At 43.8% G+C, this 21,703-nt stretch carries 22 protein-coding genes; 5 read left to right on the top strand and 17 right to left on the bottom strand.

Going from position 1 to position 21,703, the window contains the following annotated elements:
* Positions 1–2 precede the first annotated feature (2 nt).
* The 3 genes from AO498_RS05090 to tnpA form a co-directional block, all read right to left on the bottom strand.
* Positions 3–1,292: a M20/M25/M40 family metallo-hydrolase gene (locus AO498_RS05090; protein WP_067544439.1), complete on the bottom strand. Its 1,290-nt coding sequence runs from the start codon at positions 1,290–1,292 to the stop codon at positions 3–5.
* A 61-nt stretch (positions 1,293–1,353) separates the two neighbouring features.
* On the bottom strand, positions 1,354–1,848 hold the full coding sequence (locus AO498_RS05085) for a DUF1648 domain-containing protein (protein ID WP_067544436.1): 495 nt from the start codon (positions 1,846–1,848) through the stop codon (positions 1,354–1,356).
* Positions 1,849–2,277: 429 nt separating this feature from the next.
* A complete protein-coding gene (tnpA, locus tag AO498_RS05080; RefSeq protein WP_067544435.1) occupies positions 2,278–2,724 on the bottom strand; it encodes an IS200/IS605 family transposase in 447 nt (148 codons plus the stop codon).
* A gap of 330 nt (positions 2,725–3,054) precedes the next feature.
* On the opposite strand from tnpA, the gene AO498_RS05075 reads away from it, so the two are divergent.
* On the top strand, positions 3,055–4,761 hold the full coding sequence (locus tag AO498_RS05075; RefSeq protein ID WP_067544432.1) for a GMC oxidoreductase: 1,707 nt from the start codon (positions 3,055–3,057) through the stop codon (positions 4,759–4,761).
* A gap of 3 nt (positions 4,762–4,764) precedes the next feature.
* Positions 4,765–5,358, top strand: coding sequence for a gluconate 2-dehydrogenase subunit 3 family protein (locus AO498_RS05070; protein WP_067544431.1), 594 nt, complete (start codon positions 4,765–4,767; stop codon positions 5,356–5,358).
* Positions 5,359–5,391: 33 nt separating this feature from the next.
* Here the strand turns inward: AO498_RS05070 and AO498_RS05065 are convergent, their stop codons facing one another.
* The 12 genes from AO498_RS05065 to AO498_RS05010 form a co-directional block, all read right to left on the bottom strand.
* Entirely contained in the window at positions 5,392–5,832 is a 441-nt protein-coding gene (locus AO498_RS05065) for a DUF2059 domain-containing protein (RefSeq protein WP_067544429.1), read from the bottom strand.
* A gap of 59 nt (positions 5,833–5,891) precedes the next feature.
* Complete coding sequence (locus AO498_RS05060) at positions 5,892–6,770, bottom strand: Nif3-like dinuclear metal center hexameric protein (protein ID WP_067544427.1); 879 nt, start codon at positions 6,768–6,770, stop codon at positions 5,892–5,894.
* A gap of 80 nt (positions 6,771–6,850) precedes the next feature.
* A complete protein-coding gene (locus tag AO498_RS05055) occupies positions 6,851–7,510 on the bottom strand; it encodes a hypothetical protein (protein WP_067544425.1) in 660 nt (219 codons plus the stop codon).
* A gap of 27 nt (positions 7,511–7,537) precedes the next feature.
* Positions 7,538–8,329: an SDR family NAD(P)-dependent oxidoreductase gene (locus AO498_RS05050; RefSeq protein WP_067544423.1), complete on the bottom strand. Its 792-nt coding sequence runs from the start codon at positions 8,327–8,329 to the stop codon at positions 7,538–7,540.
* A complete protein-coding gene (locus tag AO498_RS05045) occupies positions 8,316–8,999 on the bottom strand; it encodes an acetoacetate decarboxylase family protein (RefSeq protein WP_067544421.1) in 684 nt (227 codons plus the stop codon). The genes AO498_RS05050 and AO498_RS05045 overlap by 14 nt, the downstream gene beginning before the upstream one ends.
* The gene (locus AO498_RS05040) at positions 8,992–9,753 is read right to left on the bottom strand and encodes an SDR family NAD(P)-dependent oxidoreductase (RefSeq protein WP_067544419.1); all 762 of its coding nucleotides are present in this window, start codon (positions 9,751–9,753) and stop codon (positions 8,992–8,994) included. The genes AO498_RS05045 and AO498_RS05040 overlap by 8 nt, the downstream gene beginning before the upstream one ends.
* A 59-nt stretch (positions 9,754–9,812) precedes the next feature.
* Positions 9,813–11,531: an IlvD/Edd family dehydratase gene (locus AO498_RS05035; RefSeq protein ID WP_067544417.1), complete on the bottom strand. Its 1,719-nt coding sequence runs from the start codon at positions 11,529–11,531 to the stop codon at positions 9,813–9,815.
* A 105-nt stretch (positions 11,532–11,636) separates the two neighbouring features.
* Positions 11,637–12,620 carry a glycosyltransferase family 61 protein gene (locus AO498_RS05030; protein ID WP_067544415.1) on the bottom strand — a complete coding sequence of 328 codons (984 nt, stop codon included), beginning with the start codon at positions 12,618–12,620 and terminating at the stop codon, positions 11,637–11,639.
* A gap of 47 nt (positions 12,621–12,667) precedes the next feature.
* Entirely contained in the window at positions 12,668–13,975 is a 1,308-nt protein-coding gene (murA, locus tag AO498_RS05025; RefSeq protein WP_067544413.1) for a UDP-N-acetylglucosamine 1-carboxyvinyltransferase, read from the bottom strand.
* Between the two features lie 6 nt (positions 13,976–13,981).
* Positions 13,982–14,641: a DUF4290 domain-containing protein gene (locus AO498_RS05020; protein WP_067544412.1), complete on the bottom strand. Its 660-nt coding sequence runs from the start codon at positions 14,639–14,641 to the stop codon at positions 13,982–13,984.
* A 64-nt stretch (positions 14,642–14,705) separates the two neighbouring features.
* On the bottom strand, positions 14,706–16,970 hold the full coding sequence (locus AO498_RS05015; protein WP_067544411.1) for an ATP-dependent helicase: 2,265 nt from the start codon (positions 16,968–16,970) through the stop codon (positions 14,706–14,708).
* Positions 16,971–17,142: 172 nt separating this feature from the next.
* Positions 17,143–17,982 (bottom strand): lysophospholipid acyltransferase family protein, encoded by an 840-nt coding sequence (locus AO498_RS05010; protein WP_067544410.1) that lies wholly within the window; start codon positions 17,980–17,982, stop codon positions 17,143–17,145.
* Positions 17,983–18,111: 129 nt separating this feature from the next.
* On the opposite strand from AO498_RS05010, the gene AO498_RS05005 reads away from it, so the two are divergent.
* Complete coding sequence (locus tag AO498_RS05005; RefSeq protein WP_067544409.1) at positions 18,112–18,708, top strand: sigma-70 family RNA polymerase sigma factor; 597 nt, start codon at positions 18,112–18,114, stop codon at positions 18,706–18,708.
* A 26-nt stretch (positions 18,709–18,734) separates the two neighbouring features.
* Here AO498_RS05005 and AO498_RS17380 read toward each other — a convergent pair whose 3' ends face one another.
* Complete coding sequence (locus AO498_RS17380; RefSeq protein WP_335339814.1) at positions 18,735–19,001, bottom strand: hypothetical protein; 267 nt, start codon at positions 18,999–19,001, stop codon at positions 18,735–18,737.
* Here AO498_RS17380 and gmk point away from each other — a divergent pair.
* Both gmk and nadD read left to right on the top strand, forming a co-directional pair.
* The gene (gene gmk / locus AO498_RS04995; RefSeq protein ID WP_067544405.1) at positions 18,989–19,567 is read left to right on the top strand and encodes a guanylate kinase; all 579 of its coding nucleotides are present in this window, start codon (positions 18,989–18,991) and stop codon (positions 19,565–19,567) included. The genes AO498_RS17380 and gmk overlap by 13 nt on opposite strands.
* A gap of 2 nt (positions 19,568–19,569) precedes the next feature.
* Positions 19,570–20,136, top strand: a complete 567-nt coding sequence (gene nadD, locus AO498_RS04990) for a nicotinate (nicotinamide) nucleotide adenylyltransferase (RefSeq protein ID WP_067544403.1) — start codon at positions 19,570–19,572, stop codon at positions 20,134–20,136.
* Positions 20,137–20,238: 102 nt separating this feature from the next.
* On the opposite strand, the gene AO498_RS04985 is transcribed toward nadD, so the two are convergent.
* Positions 20,239–21,588, bottom strand: coding sequence for a vanadium-dependent haloperoxidase (locus tag AO498_RS04985; protein ID WP_067544401.1), 1,350 nt, complete (start codon positions 21,586–21,588; stop codon positions 20,239–20,241).
* Positions 21,589–21,703: the final 115 nt, after the last annotated feature.

The raw sequence follows: 21,703 nt of genomic DNA, 5'->3' as shown, positions 1-21,703 counted from the left end.
GGTTATCGGGTCAATCGGTACAGAAAGATCGTGTTTCTTTTGATCAAATCGGGAAATTGCTTCATGTTGATGGTTTCTCCTGGGGCATGTGCGCCAGTTCCCGAAGCTCCCAAACCATCCAGACAGTCCATAAACTCAGCCACGAAGGAAATATCTCCAGCACCTCGGCTTCCCGGATCTCCGGGTTTTACAGGACCGTAGCCCATGTCCTGACTTACCTTGCTGAGAAATTCTGCCAAGGCATAATTTCCTTCTGTCGGCTCCATGGAGGGGATGTAGTCGTAGAAGGTGATTTCCGCATCGGTTTGGTGTAGGTTTTTGGCGACGATCTCCCGCATTTTTGTGCGAGCAGCTTCTTTTTGAGCTTCACCCAAAAACCGCAAATCACCGGTGACGATCGCTTCTCGGGCGACGATATTGGTCTTGCCGAGAGCGGTTCCTGTTCCACTAATTGGATCTAGTTTCACATCCGAACCTCCAATAAATTGACCCGGATTGAAGGTCAGGTATTTTTCGCCCGCTAAAGCTTCACGGAATTCGTTCAGTATTCGCGCAGCTTCATAGATAGCACCATAACCAGCTCCCTGTCCAAAAACTCCGCTTGAATGGGATTGGCGCCCACTGGTTTTCAGAGTCCATCCTCCTGCCCCTCTTCGTGCAACGGTGGCCGTAGAAAATCCCTGTGCGGTCTCATAGCCCAAAGCGATGTCGTGCTGCTTGGCCCGTTCGGTAAAGTCCTTTCTGGAAAGTGCTGCATCTCCCGTGCTTTCCTCGTCTCCATTAAAATATACGGTGATCGTGCGATCGTCTAAAAGCCCCAGCTGGTGCATGGCTTTCAAGCTGGCCAACACCAACACATCGCCACCTTTCATATCATTGGCACCTTGACCTGTGGCGGTAGAGTCATTGAGGTAAGTGAACGGATTGAATGGCATGTCTTTTTCAAAAACCGTATCCAAATGCCCGATCAGGAAAAGTTTTTTGCCTTTGGTTCCTTTGCGCGTAGCCACAAAATGCCCGGCACGGTTGACTTCTTCGGGGACTTCTAACCACTCGGTTTGGAAGCCGATTTTCTGAAATTCCCGCTCGAAGACACGACCTACTTCACGCACACCTTCCTTATTGAGCGAACCCGAGTTGATATTGATCACCTCCTCGAGGATGGCCAGCGTTTCTTGGTAATTTTTATCAATCAATTCGATGAGTTTTTTCTCGTCTTTATTCAGTTTTTGCTGGGCAAAAGTGAAAAGCGGTGACACCGCGAGGATCAAAAGAAGGGTAAATTTTTTCATGTCAGAAAAATAGCTTATAAAGAGAGTGGGGACAAGGGGATTCCAATCCAAAAAGAATGTGTTATTTAAATTTTCGGGATTTCAACCAATCAAGAATCAGGAAAATTGACGGAATCCCAAAAAGTAAAAGCAAGGCCATCGCCTTAAACCCTGAAGGAAGTTGAGTTTGGGTACCCAATCCGATTTGAATTGTATTGTAGGTGAAAAAGACAAAGAGGAAAATTATACCCACATTCAGGATCCGGATCATCCTGCCATATTTCCTTTTCTGAGATTCGCTTTCACTTGGATTTACTTTGAATGGCAAATTGATTAATTCGGGAAGAGTACTGATAAATCGAATTACCAAATACATGAAGAACCCAAGGATTGGCAAACCCCATATCACTCCTTTTCCCCCAAAGGCATCTGGCAAACCATCCGGACCATAGTGTCTTGGCAGGCTGTCGGGGAGACCTTGGTAAAAAATGGCAGGAATAGCAAAAAGGGCGAGGATAGCGGTTATGCCAAGAATATCAAGAATTAGATCAAAAGGGTGAATTTTCGATTTTTTCATTTGATGGATTTCAAGGATTGTTTTACCGATTCAAATTAAAACTTTCTTTTTAATAAATGCCTTCCTCACCCTACACGAATAAATAAACTCTATTTAAACCCAATTTCAATTCTTGACTTGTCTAGGTTTCTATCTGACAAAAACAATAGCAGTTTGTTCAAACCTCGTTGTAACAATTATAGTTATAACAATTATAGTACTGATCGTGCTTTCAGCACTCTCGGAAATCCTTGGCTATTACGAAAACCCAGAATTGAATTCTGGGCAAATACAAGTCGTGCCGTTGGTACTTTATCCAAAATCTGATTGAATTACCAATTGCGCTGAAGGCGCAATCTGTTACAGCCCTAAATTCAATTTGGGGTAAAGTATCCAGCAAAAGGTAATCGAGAGCCCTGAAGGGGCGATCTGTAATGAAAAAATCATCATTCAATCCCACACATATTTTTCATCATATTCAGTCTGATATTCCTCCAAAAACCTCCGGTATTCGGTCTGAAAGTCAATTTTTCGGTGATGCTCAGGCTGATTTTGGATATACTTTTTGACTATCTCCAATTTGGATTGAGAGACTGAAAATGCGCCATATCCCTTTTGCCATTCAAAATTGTGATGGATTAGTTCCTTGTATTTGATGGAACTGGAGATCTTGATATTCTTCACCAGATCCGCAATAGTGATAGTTCTCGGCAAGGCACATAGCCAATTAATATGATCCGGCATCATGAAAATCACCTCCGTGAAGCTTCCAAGTGATGCACCTACTTGGATAAAATAGGCTTGGGCTTTAGGCCTGAATTCTTCTGGGATCACAGGGACCCTGTTTTTGGTCGAAAAAACGATATGGAGGTACACTTTGGCTAAGGACTGTGGCATGGATTGAAAAATTTAGGATTGAAAAACGCATTACAGATCGTGCCGTTGGCACACCTGAAAATACAAAATTGATTTTAAACCCAGAATTGAATTCTGGGCTCTTACAAAAAATGCCTTTGGCATTATTTCAGTGATCAATTGGAATATCAAAGCGCTGAAGGCGCATCCTGTGTAAGCCCCAAATTCAATTTGGGACATGAATGAATAAAAATAAATTAGAGCCCTGAAGCGACAATCCCGATGAGCGGTAGCTATTTCGGGAGGGCGATCTGTATTTCTGCATTTCCACCATTTTTACCTATTATTATCCCCTCAATAAACCTATTGTATATGGCCAATTTTAATATCGATGCCGACAAAAACTTAACCTATGACGCTATCGTCATCGGTTCGGGCATCAGCGGGGGCTGGGCAGCAAAGGAACTTTGCGAAGCCGGTCTCAAAACTCTTGTCCTAGAGCGGGGACGAATTGTAGAACATGTGGTGGATTACCCGACAATGACTCTTGACCCTTGGGAGCATGAACTTCGTGGCGGACTTACTCCGGAGCAAAAAGCAAAGCATCCCAAAGGGGGACGATCAGGATTTATCGGGGCGATGAATGAGCATTTTCATGCCAATGATCTCGAAAATCCCTACACCGAAGTCAAACCTTTTATGTGGGTCAGAGCTCATCAAATGGGTGGAAGGTCCTTGCTTTGGGGAAAGCAAACCTACCGCTGGTCAGACTTGGACTTTGAAGCAAATGCGAAAGACGGACATGGCGTAGATTGGCCAATCAGATACAAGGATATTGAACCCTGGTACACGCATGTAGAGAAATTTGCCGGGATCAGCGGGGAAGCTTTGGGGCTACCTCAATTGCCGGATTCCCATTTTTTACCTCCCATGGAACTGAACTGTGTGGAAAAACACGTCAAGGCCAGAATTGAAAAAGAATTCAATGGCAGAAATATGATTATTGGTCGGGTGGCCCACTTGACCGAACCTTTGAATGGAAGAGGCAAATGCCAATTCCGAAATCGATGCGACCGCGGATGTCCTTATGGAGCTTATTTCTCCAGTAATGCGGTGACTTTGCCTGCGGCAAATGCTACCGGAAATTTGACAATCAGGCCTTTTTCCATTGTCCAGTCTGTGGTATATGATGAGCAAAAGGGTAAAGCATCAGGCGTTCGAATCATCGATGCAGAAACTGGTGAGGATATCGTCTACAAAGCCAAAATTGTCTTCGTAAACGCCTCAACTTTGAGTACAACTCAGATATTGCTGAATTCTACTTCCAATCGGTTCCCAAATGGACTTGGAAATGACAGCGGTGAACTCGGCCATAACCTGATGGATCATACCTACCGAGTTGGAGCTATGGGAACTGTGGAGGGATTTGAAGATCAGTATTACAAAGGGCGTCGACCAAACGGGATTTATATTCCTCGCTATGTCAATCTCAAAGACGGTCCGCAATCTGACAAATTTGTCCGAGGATTTGGCTTCCAAGGCGGTGGTGGAAGATCGGGATGGGGAGCGGGAGGTAATCAGGAAGATTTTGGTGGCAACTTCAAAGACGGTCTGATGAAGCCTGGACCTTGGGAGTTCTTTATCACAGGATTTTCTGAGTGTCTCCCTTATCATGAAAACCAAGTATATCTCAACAAAGACGTCTTGGACAAGTGGGGTCAGCCCACACTTTCGATTGATGCAGAATGGAAAGCCAATGAATTGGCGCTCAACGATCAGGCGAGAAAGGATGCCAAAGAAATGCTGGAAAGAGCTGGGTTGAAGGACATCATGGAATTTGACAACAAGCATGAAATGGGCTTTGGAATCCATGAAATGGGAACTGCCCGAATGGGTCGAGATCCAAAAACTTCTGTACTAAATGGTAACAATCAGGTTCATGGATGCGAAAATGTCTTCGTGACCGACGGAGCTTGTATGACTTCTTCTTCTTGCGTGAACCCATCCTTAACTTATATGGCCTTGTCTGCCAGAGCTGCCAATCACGCGGTCTCCGAACTTAAAAAAATGAATCTCTAAGCCATGAATAGACGCGACGCACTCAAAAAATCAGCTTTAGCACTCGGAGCAGCGGCAGGAGCACCGACTCTGCTCAGCTTGCTTCAGGCTTGTGCAAAGACGGATCGATTGACTTGGACTCCTGTATTTCTTTCAGAAGACCAAGCAAGATTCATTTCTTCATTTGTGGATTTTCTGTTGCCTAAAACAGAAACACCCGGCGGCTTGGATGTCAAGGCAGATGTATTCATTGACTTGATGTATGCAAAAACTTACGATGAGGCAGGCCAAAAGCAAGTAGTTGCAGATATTGAAAAATTCAATGCAGACTGCAAGGAGAAGTACGGAAACGTATTTGCAGAGCTTTCTGAGGAGGACAAAACAGCTTGCTTCAAGGGGCATGAAGCTAATTCTCCTAAATTCCCCAAAACTGTTTGGGGTGGAGCAGTGGGACCTCGCGAACCAGTCGGGTTCTACCGAGGATTAAAGTCCACTGTTCTTTGGGCGTATTTCAGTTCGGAGGAAATCGGAAAAAATGTCCTGAGCTATGATCCCATTCCTGGAGATTATTTGGGATGTATTCCCCTTTCGGATGTAGGAAATATTTGGAGTTTGTAAAAAAATAGAGCCGGATTAAATCCGGCTTTTTTGTTACAGTGAAGAAGTATATCCTTTTTCCTTCATTTTTTCACTGATCTTTTGAACCACCTGCATTCCATATCGCTGTCCAATTTGCATGGTTTCTCCCGTAAGTGCGGGGGTAATTTCCAAGGTTTTTTGACCAATCGGCGAGTTGTAAAATTGGATGAGATCCATCATTTTTTCCTCTGAATAATACTTTGAGTAAACTGCCGCAATTTCTTTCATCAATTCATCAGAAGACATTTCAGCTTTGAATTCTTCCCAAAATTCATCTGGAACATTGGATGAGGCAAACATTGGATTTTTCCTCAGTACATCTACCATTTGATTCATGTTCGTGCTGATCTTCATGGCGTCCAAGAGTTGAAAAACAGGCTCTTTGGGTTGAGTTTGCGAAAAGCTAACATGAAAGACGATAAGCAAAACAAGGGTGGCAAGGATTCTTTTCATTGGATAGATTTTATTAAATGAATTAGCAAAAAGAAGATATTTTATTTGGAAAGTTTAGTTTAAAATACCTGAAGCGAATTCCCACTTGGAATATGATAAACAGGAAGTTCGGGCATATTTTGATTGAGCCAGTTTTTGACAAATTCTGATCCCCCCTCTTCGCTGGCAGAATGCCCAATCTCGATCATGGATAGCTTCATACCGATTTCATTGGCAGCCCTTACATATTCCGGCGTTTCCCATTCATTGGATTCTCCACACACCAATACATCAGGTCTGTGCTCCATGATCTGAGTAATTTGAAGACGTCCTCCTACAGCTCCAGGAAGTAAAAGTACTTTACTGCAAGTCTGATTTAAATCCCCGACATACCGCATGGCAGGCACACCCAACTTGGCTTTAATGTGATTAATTAGTCCGCGAAGGTCTGTTTTGGGAATAGTCAAAATCCGGCTTCCGGGAGTATAATATTCATCCCAGCCGAGATCTCCAACTACCCCAACACGAACTCCATCATCTTGCATTCTGTGGACATAGTCATGGTTTCTCCATAAGGTAATCCCGTGCTTTTCCATCAGATCATATTTCGCTCGGAAAACTGGATCTTCCTGCAGGTAATCTGTTTCATCTTGCCCCGAGAAAAAAGTAGGCTCATGGGGAATAATCAAGTTTGCCTTAAGTTCGATGGCTTTATGGATGATTTCCATGGTAGTAAACATAGTAGTTACCACTCCGGTGACTACCGTTTCTCTAGAGCCCACTTTGATCGTATCTACTGTTTGTGCAAAAGGACCATTAGGTACTTGAGCAATAAACGTGTCCATGATTTCACCTACCGTCCAAGATTTTTGGGGGGTAAAAGAAAACGATTGGATAGGACTTGCCATTACTCCGGCACCAAGTAGTGCTCCTGAGGCGATAAAGTTTCTTCGGTTCATTTTGGGGAAGATTTGAGAAGGATTAAATGTAAAAAAGCCGCAAGGAATCCCCGCGGCTCAACTCATTTTTATTTAAAAGCCTATTCGACTTTGACGTTGGTTAACCAAATAAAGCGATTACCATCTTGCCCCATGTGGTCTTGTGCAAGCTTAATCGGACCAAAATCTCCCACATTTTCCCAAGTCCAAGTACGCCCTTCAGCTCCATTTCCTCTTCTAAATGTCCATTCGAGGATCATCTTATTTTCATCGATATAGAGATCATAGGCATCACCAGGCGTGTAGCCCATTCCTGGCGCAGCTGGTTCTCCCGAATTGTAGATGATGGTCAATTTGGTGGAATTGGTTCCCTTCAGAGGGGAAGGAACATTTTCAACAGTTTCATAGGTATAGCCAGCGTCCCAAGCCAATTGAAAAGGCATCATAGCCCAGTATTTATCATTGATAAAGGCCCCGTCCTGCTTCGGAAGCGAATCGGCTGTGAGACTGTAAGTAAACGTGGTGTCCGGTCCTGAATAATAAACCGTGCTGTCCTTGATATTCCATTTCCAGTCCCTTGATATTACATTGACAGAATCCCGTTGTACATTCCACGTGTAGGCAATGGAATTGACTTGATCAAAATTCTCAATACCATAGGCCTTTGCGACTTGAAATGGCAATGTATCTGGCATTTCCTTTTCTTGCTGACAAGAGGACATCCAAACTAAAATACCGAGCAGTCCAAAATATTTTTTCATGTTTTTAGGGTTAATTAAAGCTGTAACCTACTGATTTTGGGTTTGTTTCACAATCCAGCCCCTAAATTTCACCAATTCTATCTGTTGATAAATCTGCCTGATCCCACCCAATCGAGCGTTGATCCAAAGCATAAGCTGAAAAAGTAACGAAGGGTGAATTTTCTTTTTGCCTTTTATTGCTCCTCGAATCATTTTTTGAGCAACCCAAGTGGAAGATTGAATTGGAAATGCTTTTGGAATTTCTTCCCCTGCTTCCTCAAAAAAAGCAGTATTTGTAGCAATGGGAAATGCAAGACTAAGCCAGTCACCATCTCGTTCCGACCAGACCGTTTCGGCCCAACGCAATACAGCAGCTTTGGTCGAACTATAGGCACTATACCCAGGAACGGACCAATAAGCCATTGCCGAACAGGTAATTACATGACGAAAATGAGGTCCTGCAAAAGACTTTTTTAAATCCAAACCTAACTGAATTGGTGAAAACACATTGAGTTGAAACAATTCCTCCATCGTTTTCCAATCTTGCCGATCAAAAGGTCCAAACTCTGCTTTTCCTGCATTAGCGAAGCAAAAATCCACCTGCTTCCAATGTTGATCGACCCAAGAAATCACTTTTTCAACTCCAGATTTTTGAGAGAGATCAGCTCGGAGCAAGCCTTTCATTTTTGGAAATCGTTGCCTCAGTTGTTGCAGACGATCTAACGAAATATCAACGGCCAACAGCTCCTGCGTATTAGGATAAAGGAGTTCTATGATTGCCAATCCAATCCCTGAACCTGCTCCCGTAACAATGATTTTTTTATGCTCAAGGGAGTTCATCTTTGAAATAGGGCTCTGGGAAATTCATGGTAAATGGGCTTACTCGAACCGCCATCAGCGGTTGGACTCCTCGAATGTCCGGAAAGAGATTGGGGTCTAATTCTACCTGTTTGAGCTTTGCGAATTTGGCCCAGCCATATCCTGTCGGCTTGGTATAATATTTCACTCCCTTCCAAGATTGGCAAAGGGAGATTGGCATAAGTGCAGTGCTAAGAGGAAAGGAGATGCCTCCATGTGATACTTCTGCCGAAAAGACTGTCTTCCCAGAATGCTGAACTTGAATTAGATCTCGATTTTTTTCTTTGACCCAAGTAATGGGAAGTGTTTCCTTGGGTATCCCCCAATTTTCTTGACCATTTCGAGTACTGGTTTCCGAATCGACCACAATTCTGGAAATCACTTGGTGTCTCTTTTTTCTGAATCTTCCTGGGATAAATAATACTTCCCGATAGGGCCCGACCGGAGATTCTTCGTAATTCACAAACATCACATACCCAAAGCCTCCTCTAAATTTAGCTTTCATCTCTTCCGAAAGCCCGGATTTTTCTTGAATCCAATCTTTCGAAAATCTAAAAAGAACAAGAATACCCTCTCCTTTCAGCTCCCATGGAGGCGGAACTTTAAGCACAAACTTGGATGACTTTAGCGTAAGAACTTGTTTTTCATTCATACGGAGAAGGGCTTATGGAAGTCCAGCCACCATCAATGATGAGGGTTTGTCCAGTGATATGCTTTGCAGCATCCGACAGCAAAAATGCTGCTGCCTCTGCAATGTCTTCTGGCCGTGCAGGACGACCCAAAGGAGTCAATTTGGACCAAGTCGAGGCATAATCTGGATCAGAGGTAGTGCGCTCGGTGAGGGTGGCACCTGGAGCGATAGCATTTAATCGGATTCGATAGGGTGCGAGCTCCAGCACCAAGTTTTTGGCAAGCATTTCGATCGCTGCCTTACTCATCGCATAGGCAGCAAGATTTTCATGACTTTGATGTGCGGTAACTGATGAGGTAAACAAGATCGATCCTCCATCCGGCTGATCTTTCATCACTCTGGCAGCCGCTTGAGTTAAGAAAAAAGTACCCGCTTGATTCACTCGGGTGACTTCCAAGAAGTCTTCTCGGGAATAATCCAAGAAAGATCCAAATAAGGTGATCCCAGCATTGCAGACCAGTTGATCTACTTTGCCAAAGTGGGTCAGGGCTAGTTCGATCAACTCCTGAATCGTTTCCTGAGAAGCCGAATCTCCGGAACAGCCGATAACGGCACCTTTACCAAGCTGAACCAAATTAGCCACAGCTTGCTCCGTGAGACTTTTCTCTAAGTCATTTAAAATCACATTGGAACCGCTCTCGAGCAGTTTTCTGGCAATCTCCAGTCCGATTCCCTGACCGGCTCCAGTAACGATAGCTACCTTTGGGTTTTTCATAAACTTAGTGTTTAGCCCTCCAAAGGTTTAAAGCCCTTGGAGGGATTGGATGACTTATCTCAATGAGAATCTCTCTTCACCTCAGCTCCAGAGCTTCCTTGAAGAAAATCAAAATCTACTCCCTCATGGGCTTGATTCACCTTATCGAGGAATAAATTGACATAGCCTCGTTCATAAGGGAGTTGAGTGGGCACAAAGCTTTTCCGTCTATTTTCAAACTCTTCCTCAGAGATCAGCAAATTCAAAGAACGATTTGGAACATCCAGTTCAATTAAGTCACCGTTTTGGACTAATGCCAGCGGACCACCAATTGCGGATTCGGGAGATACGTGAAGCACCACTGTACCAAATCCTGTCCCACTCATTCGACCGTCTGAAATCCGAACCATGTCCTTAACCCCTTTTTCAAGCAGCTTTTTTGGAAGCCCCATATTACCAACTTCAGGCATTCCGGGATATCCCTTGGGCCCTACGTTTTTGAGTACCATTACGCAGTTTTCATCAATGTCAAGACTAGGATCATCGACTTTCGCTTTATAGTCGTCGATGTCTTCAAAGACCACCGCTCGACCGGTATGCTTGAGCAAACTTGGCGTGGCTGCGGAGGGCTTGAGCACCGCTCCATTTGGACATAAATTTCCTTTGAGCACAGCAATTCCTGATTCTGGCTTGATGGGTTGGTCGAGTGTACCGATCAGATTTCTATCCCAGCATTCTGCCTTGCTAATATTTTCCCCGATCGTTTTTCCATTAACAGTAATTGCATCGGTATGAAGATGCTTTTGGATTTCCCGCATCACGGCAGGCATGCCACCTGCATAAAATAAGTCCTCCACCCAATGCTCTCCGGATGGCTGAACATTGGCGATGAGAGGTATTTTGGATGAAAAATGATCAAAGTCAGTCAAGTCCAACTCTACCCCGATCCGCTTGGCGATTGCGGTGAGATGGAGGATAAAGTTAGTCGACCCACCGATGGCAGCATTGACCATGATCGAATTTTCAAAGGCCTTTCTGGTTAAAATTTTATCCATCGTGAGGTCTTCTTTGACCATTTCCACGATCCTCATTCCAGCCATATGCGCTAGCACCTTTCTTCTAGAATCTGCAGCCGGGATAGTGGCATTATCGGGAAGAGCCAAGCCCAAGGCCTCTACCATTGCAGCCATAGTGGATGCCGTTCCCATCGGAGCGCAATGCCCCACTGATCTGGACATGGATGACTCTACCTCAATCATGTCTTCTTGAGTCAGTCTTCCGACTTTATAGTCCTCCGCAAATCTCCAAATGTCAGAGGTTCCTATTTTTTTTCCCCTAAATCTACCCACCAACATTGGCCCACCTGAAAGCACTAAAGTAGGAAGGTTGACTGATGCTGCCCCCATCACCAAAGAGGGTGTAGTTTTATCACAGCCACACATCAAGACCACACCATCCATAGGATTAGCACGGATGCTTTCCTCCACATCCATGGATGCCAGATTTCGAAAAAGCATCGCAGTAGGTTTGATGGAGCATTCGCCGAGCGACATCACTGGAAATTCTAATGGAAAACCGCCTGCTTCCCAGATTCCGCGTTTGAGCGCTTCTGCCAAATCTCGAAAATGTGCGTTGCAGGGGGTAAGTTCTGACCAGGTATTGCAAATCCCAATGACCGGCTTTTCGCCAGTAAAAAGATGATGGGGAAGACCTTGGTTTTTCATCCAAGACCGGTAAATAATTCCGTCCTTTCCGGTACGTCCGTACCACTCTTGGCTACGGAGTTTTTTCTTTGACATAGGTTAAATGGGTTGAGGTAATTGGCTTAGAAGTTACCAAAAAATAAGAACAGGAAGCAAGAAGAATCCTTAAGTGGAGAAATCCCTAGCGCGAAAAAATACAGGTCAATAGATCCCTAAGGAATCAAGTTGCTGGGAAAGAGCAGTCACATCAATCGTAAAATTAGTCATGATGGTATCCTGATTATCCCCCGGATTGAGGGTGTAGTAATAATTTAAATTAAGAGCCGAAGCTAAATTGAAATAGCATTGAGTTTTCGAATCGCCAATATTTCTCAATTCCAAAACTTCAGCTGATTCGGGCAAAAAAACCATATTGGTCAATGCCGCTCCATGAAGGCAAATCAAAAAACGAGTCTGCCCCATCAATTCCACTTGTTGCTTGAAGGTGAGTTGCTCAGCGTAGACGATTTCCACTCCTCTCTTTCGAAGCATTAATTCGACTTCCAACTCATTGTGGGCCTTGCGTTTTGGGGCAAGTTTACGGCTGATGTAAACAACTTTGTCGGCTACGATTGAGGATTGAAATTTTCTGAAGAATTCCCTAGTCCTTCGCGTAAGTTCTACATGAAAATTAGGAAAAGTGGCCGTTCGTGCGGTCAAAATTAACCGATCCACGTGTAGATTTTCAGAGACTTTAAAAAACTCAACCTTTGCACCTACCATTTCCAAGGATTGGATTACATAAGGTAAATTCCGAAACGATTCAGGAAGGAGTATTGGCGAATCTTTATCCAAATCCATGCCCTCCCAAATACGCGGAAGACAGTCTGTGGTCCAATGAAAGAAATTTGAACTCCACTCATCAGTCACCCAAGTTCCTTGAGAAACTTTTCGCCAAGACTTCAGGGCACAATACACGATTCGTTTGGCAAATTGTGGGGCCCCAAGATTTGAAATATGGGTATAGGCTGAATAAAATTTCACCTCTCCTGGAGAAAACACCGTGTCTTGCAACACCCAACAGTGACTTACCTGAGTGGGATGTAGTCGCTCAAACTTCACTGAAAATGCTCCCTCAAATAGAGGGACATCTTCAGGCTGAAGATTTTTGGGAGCAATACGATCCACAGTAATTTCCTGTCTCAATTGGGAAGGAGTTTAGGTGATTTGGACTGAAAGGCTCGAATAATTTACTAAGAAATCCGCTCTATTCTTGCGCCTAAGGCATTTAATCGCTCATCGATGTGCTGATAGCCTCGATCAATTTGCTCGATATTATCTATTATCGAAACGCCATTGGCAGACATCGCTGCAATCAATAATGCAACCCCAGCACGAATATCTGGAGAGGTCATTCGAATACCACGAAGCGGATATTTTCGATCCAATCCGATTACAGTGGCACGATGAGGATCACAAAGTATAATTTGAGCTCCCATATCGATCAGTTTATCCACGAAGAATAATCGGGATTCAAACATTTTTTGGTGAACCAAAACAGTCCCTTTTGCCTGAGTCGCCGTAACCAACACAATCGAAAGCAAATCCGGAGTAAACCCAGGCCAAATTTGGTCAGCGACTGTCAGGATTGACCCATCAATAAAGGTTTCGATCTCATAGTGTCTTTGAGAAGGGATGTAGATATCATCTCCTCTGAACTCCATCTGAATCCCCATTCTTCGGAAAGTTTCAGGAATGATTCCCAATCGATGAATTTGGCAATCTTTGATGGTGATTTCGGACTGAGTCATTGCCGCCATTCCGATGAAAGAGCCAATTTCGATCATGTCCGGAAGCATGGTATGAGAAGTACCCCCGAGCTGAGTTACTCCATCAATATGTAAAAGATTTGAACCTACACCCGTAATTTTTGCGCCCATTCGATTGAGCATATCACAAAGTTGCTGGAGGTAAGGTTCACAGGCAGCATTATAGATGGTGGTTCTTCCTTCTGCAAGTACAGCCGCCATAACGATATTGGCAGTACCAGTCACGGATGCTTCGTCTAGAAGCATGTAAGTACCCTTTAGGTTCTTGCCGTCGATATGGAAAATCTCATTTTTAGCATCGTAATGAAATTGAGCCCCCAGCTTCTGGAATCCAAAGAAATGGGTGTCCATTCTGCGTCGACCAATCTTGTCTCCTCCCGGCTTGGAAAGTTTTCCTTTTCCAAATCGCGCCAAAAGTGGACCTAGTATCATCACTGAGCCGCGAAGTGCAGAGGCCTTCTTCAAAAAATCCTCGGTTTCCAAATAGTCTAGGTTGACTTCGTCCGCTTGAAACTCGTAAGACTCCGGACCGAGCTTATGAACTTTAACACCCATATCCGCCAACAATTCGATGAGCTTGTTGACATCACGGATATTTGGAATTTTATGAATGGTGACCTTTTCTGAGGTCAGCAGTACCGCGCAAAGGATTTGAAGCGCTTCATTTTTTGCTCCCTGCGGGATGATCTCGCCCTTAAGCTTGTGTCCTCCCTCTACTCGAAAAGATGCCATGTATGATTATCTACGTTTTTTGTGGCCGTTATTTCGGTGTTTTTTACCGTGGTGTTTCTTCTTTTGATTATGCTGCGACTCTTCTTCAATATGCGGGATTTTGAAATCTCTGCGAGTATTGGATTCGAACAGCGCATTTTCTCTCACTTTTTCCAAGTCGATATGCAATTTGCCCTTGGAGAGCGTCTTGATATCATCAATGATAATGCCATCGTCAAAATTATCTCTATTCCAAGTGGAGTGAAAACTTCGCATCAATTGACCGATGTAAATGATCGCATTTTCCTGCTCTTCATCATTTTCGATTTCGATTGCTTTCTCAATCAATTTTTCGATGTTTCGGCCGTAGTGTTTAAACTTCACCTCTCCTTTTGGATAGCCAACAGGAAGTGGTTTTTTCCCTAAAAGTTCCTTTTCTGGCATTGGAAAAGGTCCATCGACATCAAGTTTAAAATCAGACATGATGTAGATGTCATCCCAAAGCTTTTGGTCGCTTTCCTGTCGCATGGCAGGAAAAAGCTGCTTGATGATTTCAATTACAGTATAGGCACTCTGCGTGCGCTTTTCTCGGTCTTCAATAGCGGTGACATGGTCGACCAGCTGCTGAATGTTTTTGCCGTATTCTTTCAAAATAAGATGGTGTTTATCGGTGTCGGTATGCTCCACTTTCCTCCCAATTTTTCTACTAAAAGGTAACAAAAAATCACCAAAGGATTGGGGGAGACGGTGATCAGTCTATAATTCTGAGCTTGGCAAAGCTAAGCAATAATGTCTTCTCCCCAAAATGCTCAAATTGGATGGTCGCTTTACGGTTAAGACCCTCGGTTTCAATTTTCTGTACTTTTCCAAAACCAAATTTGGGATGCTCCACCAATTGCTCAGCTTGGAGATTATTGGTGTTGCTAGGTTTGAAATCAGGACTTGGGGTATGGATTTTCATTTGGATTGGCTGTCGAGTCTCAGGTTGGGCTTTTTTGATCCCGATAAATCCTTGAGAACCCGGCAAACCCTCTCTCCGCAATGCTCCTGGCATTTCACGGGTTGCAGTCATTTTTTTATTGACCTTGATCCGTGACCCGTCGATTTCCTCCAAAAATCGACTCGGCTCACAATTCAGCAATCGGCCAAACCGATACCGGGTCAAGGCATAGGTCAGGTACAGTTTTTCCATCGCACGGGTAGTCGCGACATAGAAAAGTCTCCTCTCCTCCTCCAAATCTTCCCGACTTTGCATCATCATTTGGGAAGGAAATAAATCCTCTTCCATTCCCACCACAAAAACCTGCTTAAACTCCAGTCCCTTCGAAGAGTGAATGGTCATTAAGGTAATAGCGTCCGTCTGGTCTTTGTCTTGGTCATTGTCGGTCAACAAGGCAATTTCCTGAAGGAAGGACCCCAAGCTTTTATCCTCATTTTCAGGATTGTCGACATATTCTTTGATGGCGTTCAAAAGCTCCTGGACGTTTTCGTAGCGGTTGAGTCCTTCGATGGTTTTGTCTTCATACAGTTCGCGAAGGAGTCCGGTTTGCTTGGCGACATTGTTGGCTACCTCGTAGGCATCCTTTCGCTCAATATCGATCTGGAAAGCCTTGATCATCGTGGCAAAATCATCCACAGCACTTCCGGCTTTTCCGCCCAAAAAGCTATGGGCATTTTGAACTACCTCCCAAAGCGGTGTGTCATGATCATAGGCTGCGACAAGCATTTTCTCTACAGACGTATCCCCAATTCCCCGTTTTGGATAATTGATGATTCGCTTGAATGCCTCCTCATCTGCTGGATTGACTGCGAATCGGAGGTATGCCATGAGGTCTTTGATTTCTTTTCGTTGGTAGAAAGAAAGACCCCCGACAATTTTATAGGTCAAATTCATTTTGCGAAGCGCTTCTTCAATTGCCCTTGACTGGGAATTGGTTCGATAAAGAATCGCAAAATCGCTGTTGTTGAGTTTCTTGTTATTTTTTTCCTCAAAAATGGTAGTCGCCACAATTCTCCCTTCCTCGTTGTCGGAGGTGGCTTTGATCAACTCGATCAACTCTCCATCAGGATTTGAGGTCCAAACGGTCTTTTTGAGTTGGGCTTTATTTTTATCGATGATTGAGTTTGCAGCTTCCACAATGGTCTTGGTGGAGCGGTAATTTTGCTCCAGTTTAACCACGAAAAGGTCTGGATAGTCCTTTTCAAAATTGAGAATATTCTGAATATCTGCCCCACGAAACGCATAAATACTCTGTGCATCATCCCCTACCACACAGATATTTTGATGGACTGAGGCTAGTTTTTTGGTGATGAGGTATTGGGAGACGTTGGTATCCTGAAACTCATCCACCATGACGTACTTGAACCGCTGTTGATATTTGTTCAAAACGTCCACATGGTCCCGAAACAGGACATTCGTATTGAACAACAAATCATCAAAGTCCATAGCTCCAGCTTTAAATAACCGGTCTTGGTACTTTTGATAAATCTCCCCCATCCTTGGTCGCATCGCCGCCTCATCATCTGCTCGAACAAAGGGATCCGCTTGATAAGCTGACCAGGAAATAAGCCGGTTTTTGGCACCTGAAATTCGGGAAAGAACCACACTTGGCTTATAGACCTTGTCATCTAGGCGCATTTCTTTGACCAAGGTTCGGATCAGGGATTTGGAATCGTCTGTATCGTAAATCGTAAAGTTGGAAGGATACCCAATCTTGTCGGATTCTACCCGGAGGATTTTTGCAAAAATCGAGTGAAAAGTACCCATCCAGGTATTCCGAGCTTCCAGACCGACCAATTTTTCGATCCGATGCTTCATCTCACTGGCAGCCTTGTTCGTAAACGTCAAGGACAAAATATGAAATGGATCAATGCCTTTGGAATAAATCAAATGAGCAATCCGGTAGGTCAAGACACGAGTTTTGCCAGAGCCAGCACCCGCAATAATCATCACCGGACCGTCAGTCCGTTCTACGGCTTCTCGTTGAGGAGGATTGAGTTCTTTGAGGTAATCCATTAGTTACTATTGAGTATCAAGATCTGGTATTAAGTTAGGAGACGGAAGACAGGAAACTTGAGAAGAAAGCTTGATGGCCCATCAAATCCAACAATTGCTCCAAGCTCCAAACTTCACGACATTTTATCGTCCCAAAACTTTCCAACCTTACATCATTTCCAATTTAAAGCTATTACACCTTCCATCGTTTATGACTCCAAAGGTATAAGTCAGGTTGGGCACGAATATTATCTTCCAATCGCTTACAAAACTCATCCGTGATGCTGTGGGGTTGATCGGTTGAGTAAGGAGGCTGGGCCAATTTAGAAAATTCAAATCGGTAATGACCCCGCTTGACTTTAGTCATGGTTCCGAAAAACACCGGTAAATCCATCTTTTTCGCCATAAATTCTCCCCCTTCAAAGAAGTAGGCTGGGCGATTTAGAAATTCCCGCTGGTATCGATTTTCTTTTCCTGGAGGCCGCTGGTCTGCTGCCAAATGAATAATTCTTGGATCAGACTTCAAGGTGAGCATACTTCGCCGAAATTCCCGCTTCTCGGTCATGATTCCACCAAAATGTGTCCGAATCGCCAACATAAGTTGGTTAAAAAACGGATTGTTCAACTTCAGATAAACTGTCTCCGCCTTGACTTCAGTATGTAACGCAACCCCCAAGATTGCCATTTCCCAATTGAAAATATGGCCTGCCATCATCAAGGCAGTTTTGCCTTGGATGACTTCTTGATCGATGATTTCCTGATTGACAACCACAAATCTCCTCCGAAGCTCCTGCTCAGAAATCGTCAGCAACTTAATCGTCTCCGCAAAAAATGCATCTGTAAAATTTCGATAAAATGAATTTCGGATTCTCTTTCGCTCCAGATCTGTTTTTTCTGGAAAGGCAAAACGCAAATTCTCATCAATGACCCGCTTGCGATAAGCAATCACATATCTGGCAATGAGGTAAATCACGTCAGAAAATAAGTACAGAATCGATAAGGGCAGGTAAGACAGCAGCCTGAAGAAAAACATAAACTTCGCCGGAGTGTGATCATCAAGGATCCCAACGATGGGATAAACTCAGGACAAAATAAAGGAAATACCCTGACTTTAAGGCCAAGGTGTAGGGATAAATTGAGGCATTGCTTACTTTTGATGCTTATGTCAGAAGTACAGCGAAGAAAATATTCTCAGGAAGAGAAGTCGGCCATCTTCGATGGAGAATTTATGCCACACATAGATTCCATGTACAACTTTGCCTTTCGGCTCACCTTTGATGAAGATGACGCCAAAGATTTGGTGCAGGATACCTATATGAAGGCTTTTCGCTTCATCAATTCCTTTGAACAGGGGACCAATGCCAAGGCTTGGCTGTTTCGTATCCTGAAAAACAGCTTTATCAACGAGTACCGCAAGAAAAGTAAACAGCCTGCGAAGGTGGATTATCAAGAGGTGGAAACTTTCTACAACTCTGATGATGTTGACTATCAAAGCACTAGCGATTTACGCGTGGATTCGGTCAAGGACATGCTTGGGGATGAAATTTCCAATGCCCTTAATGCCCTTGCGGTAGATTTCCGGACTGTCATTATTTTGGCAGATTTAGAAGGATTTACCTATGAAGAAATGGCCAAGATTCTGGATATCCCGATCGGCACAGTCCGTTCGCGATTGCATCGAGCCAGAAACCTATTGAAAGACAAACTGAAAGGATATGCCCAATCCATGGGCTATTCTACGGACGAAGAGGAGGAATAAAACGATTACCTATGGAAAACAATGAATTAAACTCCGGAGAAAAAAAGCTGCAATGCAGCGATGTGAGTAGGTGCTTCCAGTTGTTGGAAAGTATCTTGGACGGAGAAATGGGCGAGGAAGGAAAGGAAATCCTCAAAGAAAAAATTGATAAGTGCTTGCCCTGCTTTGAACATTTTCATTTGGAGCAGGCCATTAGAGAGGTCCTCAAAACCAAATGTACCAAACAACCTGTCCCCCCTAAACTGGCTGATTCGATCCGCCAAATGATTCACGACATCAAATGAGTAAGGCATCCGGCAAAGCCATCATATTTTCAGCACCTTCTGGTTCGGGAAAGACCTCACTGGTCAAACACCTGATTCAGCATGTCCCAAATCTGGGGTTCTCCATTTCCGCTTGTACCCGAGACAAAAGGGGGAGACACGAGGTGCATGGCAGAGATTATTATTTTTTGAGTATTGCTGAGTTTAAACAAAAAATCGATGAGGATGCCTTTGTAGAATGGGAAGAAGTATACGAAGGGAATTTTTATGGAACCTTAAAAGAGGAAGTACAGCGGATCTGGGATAGTGGCAAAGCTGTCATTTTTGATGTAGATGTAAAAGGTGGATTAGCATTAAAAAAATACTTCGGGGATCAAGCTTTGGCGATTTTTGTGAAGGTTCCTTCCATGGAAATCCTCGCCTCACGACTCAATGATCGTGGTACCGAAACCCCCGAATCGCTCTCGAGAAGGTTATACAAGGCTGAATTTGAGATGACCTTTGCTTCTCAATTTGACATCAGTATTCTTAACGACGATTTTGAAAAATCTTCCCAAGAAGCCGTAACCTTGGTTTCTGAGTTTTTGGCTAAGTAAGGATGAAGATCGGGTTGTATTTTGGGAGCTTCAATCCGATTCATATCGGTCATCTAATTATCGCACAGACGATCCAAGAGCGAACCGATCTGGATCAGGTATGGTTTGTAGTCAGCCCTCAAAATCCTTTCAAAAAACAAGAGTCCTTGGCGCATGAACAAGATCGCTTGCGCATGGTCGAACTAGCAGTGAAAGATAATTTCCACTTTCGAGCCAGCGATGTAGAGTTTCGGATGCCACGTCCAAGCTATACGATTGATACCCTCACATATTTGGCAGATAAATACCCTCAGCATCAGTTTAGTCTGTTTATGGGATCGGATAATTTAAAACACTTTCATAAGTGGAAAAACCATGATCAAATTCTGGCGCATTATCCCATATATGTCTACCCTCGTCCTGGTGAAACCCTACTTCCCCAACATCACCATATTCATCTTGTAAGCGCACCCCTGCTAGATATTTCTGCTACTTTTATTAGGGAATCCGTATATGCTGGCTATTCGGTCCGATACCTACTTCCTAAGGAAGTAGAAACCTATATCCTTGACCGCAAGCTCTATAGCTAATCTTAAAAATTATATTACTCCTTAATACAGAATTAGAACAGTACCCAAAGGAGGTCATAAAACTAAAAATCCCCGAAAGGCATGCTTTCGGGGATTTTTAATTTACTTTTTCATCGCCACCTGATCGGGTTTGGTGGAAATCCGCTGCCAGATCAATTCTCCTACTTGAGTACCTTGAGTTACTCCATATTCAATCGCAGGCCTGTAGTGAATCCCTCCATAAAATCGACTGATTGCAGCTTCTTTAGCTGCACCAGAAAATGAATCAAATTCACGAATAGCAAGTCCATAATCCACCTCAGAACTGTCCACCAAGTGAAATTGATCTCCAAACAATTGCCCCAAGGTATAGGCAGATGCGGCAGAGGCTACGCTATGTCCAGAAGTATGCTCTGGAAAAGGTGGCGTCTGCAAAAGTGGAACCCAGTTTTCATCGATATATTGATTGATATAGGTTTCTGGACGAATGAGCTTGCTACGATATTTCTCATCCCAACAGGAAATGAAGGCTTCATTGAGTGAAATACCGGTGAGCGCCAAAGCTTCAATGGTTCCTTTCCAATCTTTCTTGGCCGCAGCTGAAGCGATCGATGCAATACTCATCCAATGTCCGCCCGGTGTAATTTTTTTCTCAGCAAACATCACATGGCCTTTGACATTCATCTTATAAGGATTACAATCCCAAAACATGGCAATGTCTTTTTCATCCTTTGAAGAATTGATATCTGCATCGTATACTTCCTTGGCTAGTGCATAAAATTCTGACCCTGGCTCTGTCGAAAAGGGAGGTGGTGGCAGTGGCTTAAACTGTGCTGCCGAATCCAAAACAAAGGTTCGAATCTTGTTCCAATGAGGCTCAATGGCCTCCATGTATGCGGGAGGAGTAGGTTGCCAGGTCCCAGGATCACTCACCACGGTGTACTTTGGAAATGATCGACTTTCGTGGTAATTGTCTTTTTTGGAATAGGCAATAATTTTTGCCGCCACTTCCTGTCCAAAAGCGACGGACCGCTCAAATACATCCTCTGGGATCCCCTTTTCTTTCAATTCTCCATAGACAGCATCCCGATGCTCATTCATCATTTCCTCTGAAAAAATCAATGCAGTGCCGACTTGGTAATAGGCAGCAAGGGAAGCAAGAGGTGGGTAGATCCCTTCAGGAACCTGAAGATTAAGCGGCTCAGAACCATTAAGCTGTCCCATTAAAGAAGCATATTGGGTAGGATCTGTCGCAGCAGCAACCTCATAAGCGGCTAGGGAAGTGTATGAATAAATTCGAGCAGCTACAGGAGGAGAAAAGATGTCATGAATAATGACTTCCGTAATTCGTTTTTGGGCTCGATGAAAATAGCTTCCATCGGTAATTGCCTGAGAATAATCTTTAGGCTCCTGACAAGAAGCTAAAACTCCAAGCAATAGAAGGGTAAGTGTGAAATTTCTAAGCAAACGCATAGTGGGTTGTTCTTAATTTAAGTAGGACAAATTGGTTTCAGGATTGGGTTTATTCACCATTTCTCTACTTACATGAGTTCTCAAAACTAAGGATAAGCTACTGATGGACAAATGA

The sequence above is a fragment of the Algoriphagus sanaruensis genome, assembly GCF_001593605.1.
GTDB lineage: Bacteria > Bacteroidota > Bacteroidia > Cytophagales > Cyclobacteriaceae > Algoriphagus > Algoriphagus sanaruensis.
Note: the sequence above shows the minus strand (reverse complement) of the source record. Positions and strands in the feature narration are given on the sequence as shown.